The following is a 6433-nucleotide window of genomic DNA, read 5'->3' on the forward strand; positions in this document are numbered from 1 at the left end:
GGTTCATGATGGAACCATATGGTGGGTAACTGGTTTGCTGGCGAAGGGGTTCGCCGAACTGCACAATGCCGGGCGGCGGCACATACGGACCGGAGAGTTTCGCTACTATGCTGCGCACTATCTTCACCCTTTCGGCGCTTGCTGCGGGACTGGTGTTTTCCAACGCGTTCGCGGCGCCGACGCATGACGGCGCGGCCCAGCCTGTTCGCGCGGCCGAGAGTGGCGGCATTCTGCTCGCCCAGGACGGCAATCTCGACATTTATTACGATGCCAGGGGCAACCGCGTCATCGTCGATGCCGATACCGGCAAGGTGATCGCCATCCAGCCGCCGCAGACCAGGCTCGACCGGCGGGCGCTGCGCCGCGAGACGCGGATGCGAGAACTCGGCCGTGCCCCCGCCGACGATGATCGCTACTATCTCGACGATCCCCAGGACATGGCACGCTTCCGCCGCAAGCAACTGGAAGAAGAGGGCCGGGTCATCCCGCCACCAGCCGACGAATACGACCCTGACGGAAGCAATTCAGTCGATGCCTATCCGCCGGCACCGCAGGACGAAGGCAATTACGATAACAATTATCCCGATGCGCCGCAGCCGGCAGAGCCGGGCACCATCAAGCGCCAACCGCTGAACGAGGCGTCGATAGACCCCCTCCAGCCGGCAGATCCGACGGAACAGGCGCCCTCCGACCAGGCGGCATTGCCGCCAAACGCTGGCGGCAAGACGTCGGTCGACCCGTCGCTTTCGCTGGGCGCACGCCAGGATGTGGCAGCGCTGCAGGTGCTGCTCGACCGTGGCGGTGCTTCGCCTGGCGTCATCGACGGGCGCTTCGGCTCGAATGTCGACAAGGCGCTCGCCGCCTACAACGAGATCAACGGCAGCAGCCTCAAATCGACCGATGCGGTCGGCATCCAGTCAGCACTCTCGCAATCCGGCGGCGATGCCTTCGCCAACTACACCATCACGGCGGAGGACGCAGCCGGGCCGTATGTCGCCTCCATCCCGGAAGACTACAGTCAGAAGGCGCAGCTCAACTGCATGTGCTACACCTCTGTCACCGAGGCGCTGGCGGAGCGCTTCCACATGGACGAGAACTATCTGAAGTCGATCAACAAGGGCCTCGAGTTCAACCGCCCCGGCACGATCATCAAGGTCGCCAATTTCGGCAAGCTGGTGTCTACGCCGGTCGTGCGCATCGTCGCCGACAAGACCAAGAAAGAGGTGTACGCCTACGATGGTGGCGGCAAGCTGGTAGCAGCCTATCCGGCCACCATCGGCTCGGCGGACACGCCGTCGCCCACCGGCATCCACGCCGTGTCGCGCATCGCGCTCGACCCGAACTACACCTACAATCCGAACATCAATTTCAAGCAAGGCGAGAACGACAAGATTCTTACCGTTCCGCCAGGCCCCAACGGACCTGTCGGGTCGGTCTGGATCGCCTTGGACAAACCGACCTACGGCATCCACGGAACGCCCGAGCCGTCGAAGATAGGCAAGACCGAAAGCCATGGCTGCGTCCGCCTGACGAACTGGGACGCGCGCGAGCTCGCCAAGCTGGTGTCGCCAGGCGTTACCGTGGAATTCCTTGGCGGACCTTCAGCCGATGACGTTGCGCAGCAATGAGCCGCGTGGCGCCGCGGCATAGATCAACTGCACGACCAGAATGAAGCCGACGCTGAGCAGCGGGCTGATCAGGCAGAGTGCGCCGCCGACCGCCCACAGGATCTGGGCCTTGACGATGCGCAGATAGACCGTGCGCCTCGTCTGCGCGTCAACATCTTCCGCGACAAAGCCGTTCTTATCCGCGTAGCGCCAGCTGGCGAACAGCGTGACGCCGAGCATCAGCAGGTTGACCCAGTAGACCAGCACCGCGGTCTTGAATTCGAGGAAATCAGCCAGCAAGTCGGTCGAGAACGGCAAGAGCGCGATGAAGGCGAGAAAGCACAGGTTCAGCGTGGCCAGCCGCCTGTCGGATTTGGCGATCAAACCATGCTGCGCCTGCTGGCCGAACCAGAAGATGGTCAGGGTCAGGAAGCTCAAGGCATAGGTCAGAAAGCGGGGCGCCAGTGCGGCGATGGCGACAAGCAGATCGTGTTCGGAATGAATCGCCTGATGCACCGGCACCCTGATCTCGAGCACGATCAGGGTAAGCGCGATGGCGAATACGCCATCGGTGATACCGACGATACGGCCGCGCCCCTCAACGGAGGCTTCGAGTGGACGCTTCATCGAATCTCCTGCCCCCGGCTCTGGAGAAAACCTAGCATGACTGCCGCGGTTTGCATCGGGGCAGATGCGATCCCTAGCAATAGGGCTGGTTTCAAGGGCAACCAGTCTCTGGCTGGTTGTTGCCGGTGCGCCGCCGGTCTAATCAGGTGGCATGCATTCACCCAATGAAGCCGCCGCCGTTCCGCTGACCGCTCCGGTCGCGAATGGCACGTTCTGCCCGCAATCGCAGCGGCGTTATGTGCTGGTCGCGGCGATCCTGGCCTCGGCGCTCGGCTTCATCGACGGGTCGATCCTGGCGATCGCCATGCCGGCGATCCGCGTCAACCTCGGCGCCAGCCTTGCCGAGGCGCAGTGGATCTCCAATGCCTATGCGCTGACGCTCTCGGCGCTGATCCTCGCCGGCGGTGCTGCAGGCGACCGGTTCGGGCTCCGCCGTGCTTTCGTGGCCGGCATTGCGCTGTTCGTCGCGGCCTCGCTTGCCTGTGCGCTGGCGCCGAACGCTGTCGTGCTGATCGCTTTTCGCGCTCTCCAGGGGATTGGCGCCGCGATCATGGTGCCGGGCAGTCTCGCCATCATCGCCAAGGCTTATCCGAAGAAGGAACGCGGTCGCGCGATCGGCATCTGGGCGGCGGCCTCGGCGCTGACCACCGCTCTCGGCCCGGTGCTCGGCGGCCTGGTGCTGTCGGCTTTCGGCGATGGCATCTGGCGGGCGATCTTTGCCGTCAACCTGCCACTCGGCCTGATCTCGATCTATCTGCTGCTCGCCAAGATTCCGGCCGATGCGCCGACGCAGAAACGCAGCCTTGACCTTGCCGGTGGTGCGCTTGCGACGCTGGCCTTCGGAGCGCTCGCTTATGGGCTGACTTCGATGAGCGCCAGCGGCGAGAGCCGCATGGCCGGTCCAACGATTGCCGCCGGCGCCGTGCTGCTTGTAGTCTTCATCCTGTTCGAGCGGCGGCAGCGCGAGCCGATGATCGACCTCAGCCTGTTTCGCATCGGTGCTTTCGCCGGGGCCAATGTCGCGACGTTCTTCCTCTATTTCGCGCTGTCGGCCAATCTTTTTTACCTGCCGATGCTGCTGATAGCCGGTTGGGGGCTGAGCACGGCCGGGGTCGGCTTCATCTTCCTGCCGCTGTCCGCAGCGATCGCGCTTTTGTCAGGACCCGTCGGCAAGCTGTCGGACCGGATCGGGCCACGTCTTCCAATTGCCTGCGGCAGTCTGATCGTGGCGATTGCCTTCGCCGGGCTGGCCTTGCTCACCCATGCCGGCTTTCACCATTTCTGGACTGGCATCTTCCCGTTGATGGCGCTGATGGGACTCGGCATGGCGTTGGTCGTGTCGCCATTGTCGACCGCGATCATGACGGCGGTGGAAGACAAGGACACCGGCGCGGCTTCCGGCATCAACAACGCCGTCTCGCGCATCGGCGGTCTGATCGCGGTGGCGGCGATGGGGTCGCTCGCTGCCTGGATCTACGCCAATGCCCTGGAGGGAAACGCCGGGCCCGGCCTGCCTGGCTTCGGCGAACCGCCGCCAACGGGACTTTCGCCGGCACTCGATGCGGCAAGAATCGCCGCCAGCGACGCCGCTTTTTCCGCCGTCTCCTCGGTAACCGCGCTGCTATGCCTGCTTTCCGCTGTCATTGCGTGGATGACGATTTCCGGCGAGGCGCTGCCGTGGCCGCGGCGCGCCGAACCTCGGCAGCACAAAGGCTAAGACTCAGCCTTCGATCTTTGCGCTGGCGACCTTCAGCGAGTTGCCGTCTTCCTGCTTCAGGAGATCGTCGATGCGTTCACGCTCGCGCTTGAAGGCGACGAGGTCGTCGCCCTTCAGCACCTTGCCGACCGGCAAGCGCACACGCATTGAATCGACTTTGGTGCCGTTGACGATCAACTCGTAGTGAAGATGCGGTCCGGTGGACAGGCCAGTCTGACCGAGATAGCCGATAACCTGGCCCTGGCGGACGCGCACGCCCTCGGCGATGCCTTTGGCGAAGGCGCTTTGGTGATTGTAGGAGGTTTCGTAGCCATTGGCGTGGCGAATGATGATCTGCTTGCCATAGCCGCCGGCCCAGCCGGCCTTCTCGATGACGCCATTGCCCGCGGCGATGATCGGCGTCCCGATGGGCGCTGCCCAGTCGGTGCCGGTGTGCATGCGGACATAGCCAAGGATCGGGTGCTTGCGAGCGCCAAATCCGGAGGTAAATCTGCCGTTCGGCAGTGGGTTGCGCAGCAGGAACTGCTGGGCGCTGCTGCCATTCTCGTCGAAATAATCCGTGCTGCCGTCCTGCATTTGAAAACGGTAGAAATTGCGCGTCGTTCCGCCGAACGTCGCCGAGACGTAGAGGAGCTCGGAATTGTCGGAGGTCTGGTCATCGCCATCGGGCTGCGAGAACAGCACTTCGAGGCGATCGGCGGGATTGAGCCGCGACTGGAAGTCGACATCGGACGCAAGCAGCTTGATCAGCCGCTGAGTCATCGCCTTGGACATGCCGTAGGAATAGGCGGTCCGATAGATGCCGTCATAAATGTTCGGCAGGTTGCCGCGCACCACCACCGGAGCCGACGAGTCATCGAACGCCGTCAGCAATTCGGGATTGGGTTCCGGCTCCTGCGCCGGCACGTACTGACCGCGATCGTCGAGCGCGATGGTGACGATGTGCGTGGCCTTGTCGTAGACGCTGGTGCGAACCACCTTGGCGGCGTCACCATGGACCTCGAGACCGACGCGCAACACGGTTCCGGCCTTGAGCGCCGGGGCGTTGAGCAGCTTGGCAATCGCTTCGGCCATGCCGGTGGCATCGTCGCCCGTGTACCCCGAATCGGCAAAGGCCTCGGTGAGGTCCGTGTCCTTGGTGAAAGGGATGATTTCTTCGGCGAAAGCCGGCGCCTGGTCGTCAGCGTTGGCGCGCGGCGCCACGGAGACGTTTTCGGGGACGATCTTGACGTCATAGGAGCCGGCCATGCTTTCGGCAAAAGCATCGCCGAAGCGCTGCGGGTCGACATAATGGAGCGAAGCGACCTGTACGGCGCCGTCGCTGAGGTCGGTGCCGGCTTCGCGCACGACTTTTTCAACTTCGTCGGCGGAAAGGTCGCCCTTTTCGTCGAAGGAGGCCGTCTCGATCGGGAAATCGACGGTCTTCAGGCTCATCTCGCTTTCGACCTTGGCGCCGTAGATCTGGCCGGAAGCGGCGGACGCCGCCGCCGCCGGCTGTGCGGCGGCGCCGTCGTCGCTATCGTTGCCGAACACCTGCATCGGGTCGAAGGGCGGGTAGGGCCGGCTAGTGGTGTGCCCGGCGGCGAGCGCCATCTTGATCTGCACGAAAGGCATGGTGTGGATGACATCGCGGTCGCCGACCTTGGTAACCATCGACACTTCCATGCGACGACGGTCCTTGGCCTTGGCAATCTGGCGCGGCGCCACCAGCCTGGTGGTCTTGGCCACTTCGCCGGAATCGCCATTGCTGGCGAGGCCAATCAGTTCGGCGATCTCTGGTGGGGTCGCCAGTTGCTGGCGCCCGTCTAGGGCGGCAAACAGCGCCACGCCCATCAGCACGCTCGAGGTCACGCCGGTGAGGAATGTTCCCGACAGCCAGCGCGCGGAAACCTCACGCCGATCGGGCGGGCCGCTGCGGCCATCCGCGATAAGCGGCGGCTCATTGCCGAGTTCGGCTATGACATCTTCCGTATCTGGCATCCAGAAAGGCTGCTTCTTCCCCGGGCGGGACGGCTTGTCGCTTTTGTTGTGGCCATGACATTTGCCTGTCACGGCAGGTTAAGTCAACGAAGCCTCGGGCCCCGGTCGAATTCCCCTCGTGCACTTCTCTTATAGAGCGCTCTGAAAAGCGGGCGGCGTGCCTTCATTCATAAGACTCCCGCGCGCGCCCCTTCGAGGCTCAATAAAGACGCCATTGCACGGCTGTGCTTGCGCCTCTCTTGTTGGCCTTGGTGTCGAACGGCAATGCGGCGGCAATAGGGCTCCTTCGTGGCCGTGGCCTCCTGTTATCCCCTGTTCCCCTGGGGCAGTCGGCTATCCACAAAGCGTGCCCAAAATTTCTGTCGCAAAAAGTTCAAAAACTTTGCGAAGGTGTGTTGACAGTTTTGGTAGGTGGCGACTATATACGCCTCACGAACGAGGGCGGTGCGCCGCTGGCGACGAAGAAGTTTGCTTCTAAGACTGCCCTCAGCGAAATTCAAGA

The 6433-nt window shown here is 63.3% G+C and carries 4 protein-coding genes; 2 read left to right on the forward strand and 2 right to left on the reverse strand.

The window, feature by feature from the left end:
• Positions 1-107: 107 nt before the first annotated feature.
• The gene (locus EN808_RS00770; protein WP_127280792.1) at positions 108-1628 is read left to right on the forward strand and encodes a L,D-transpeptidase family protein; all 1521 of its coding nucleotides are present in this window, start codon (positions 108-110) and stop codon (positions 1626-1628) included.
• On the opposite strand, the gene EN808_RS00775 is transcribed toward EN808_RS00770, so the two are convergent.
• Positions 1602-2234, reverse strand: coding sequence for a TMEM175 family protein (locus EN808_RS00775; protein WP_135914936.1), 633 nt, complete (start codon positions 2232-2234; stop codon positions 1602-1604). The two genes, EN808_RS00770 and EN808_RS00775, sit on opposite strands and share 27 nt — an antisense overlap.
• 151 nt (positions 2235-2385) lie before the next feature.
• On the opposite strand from EN808_RS00775, the gene EN808_RS00780 reads away from it, so the two are divergent.
• On the forward strand, positions 2386-3951 hold the full coding sequence (locus EN808_RS00780; RefSeq protein ID WP_135914937.1) for an MFS transporter: 1566 nt from the start codon (positions 2386-2388) through the stop codon (positions 3949-3951).
• A gap of 3 nt (positions 3952-3954) precedes the next feature.
• Here EN808_RS00780 and EN808_RS00785 read toward each other — a convergent pair whose 3' ends face one another.
• Positions 3955-5931, reverse strand: coding sequence for a M23 family metallopeptidase (locus EN808_RS00785; protein WP_167531484.1), 1977 nt, complete (start codon positions 5929-5931; stop codon positions 3955-3957).
• Positions 5932-6433 lie beyond the last annotated feature (502 nt).

Source organism: Mesorhizobium sp. M8A.F.Ca.ET.165.01.1.1, assembly GCF_004792065.1.
In the GTDB taxonomy this organism is placed as follows: domain Bacteria; phylum Pseudomonadota; class Alphaproteobacteria; order Rhizobiales; family Rhizobiaceae; genus Mesorhizobium.

Coding starts and splice junctions, on each gene's coding strand:
- EN808_RS00770 (WP_127280792.1), top strand. CDS start 108: ATGCTGCGCACTATCTTCACCCTTTCGGCGCTTGCTGCGGGACTGGTG.
- EN808_RS00775 (WP_135914936.1), bottom strand. CDS start 2,234: ATGAAGCGTCCACTCGAAGCCTCCGTTGAGGGGCGCGGCCGTATCGTC.
- EN808_RS00780 (WP_135914937.1), top strand. CDS start 2,386: ATGCATTCACCCAATGAAGCCGCCGCCGTTCCGCTGACCGCTCCGGTC.
- EN808_RS00785 (WP_167531484.1), bottom strand. CDS start 5,931: ATGCCAGATACGGAAGATGTCATAGCCGAACTCGGCAATGAGCCGCCG.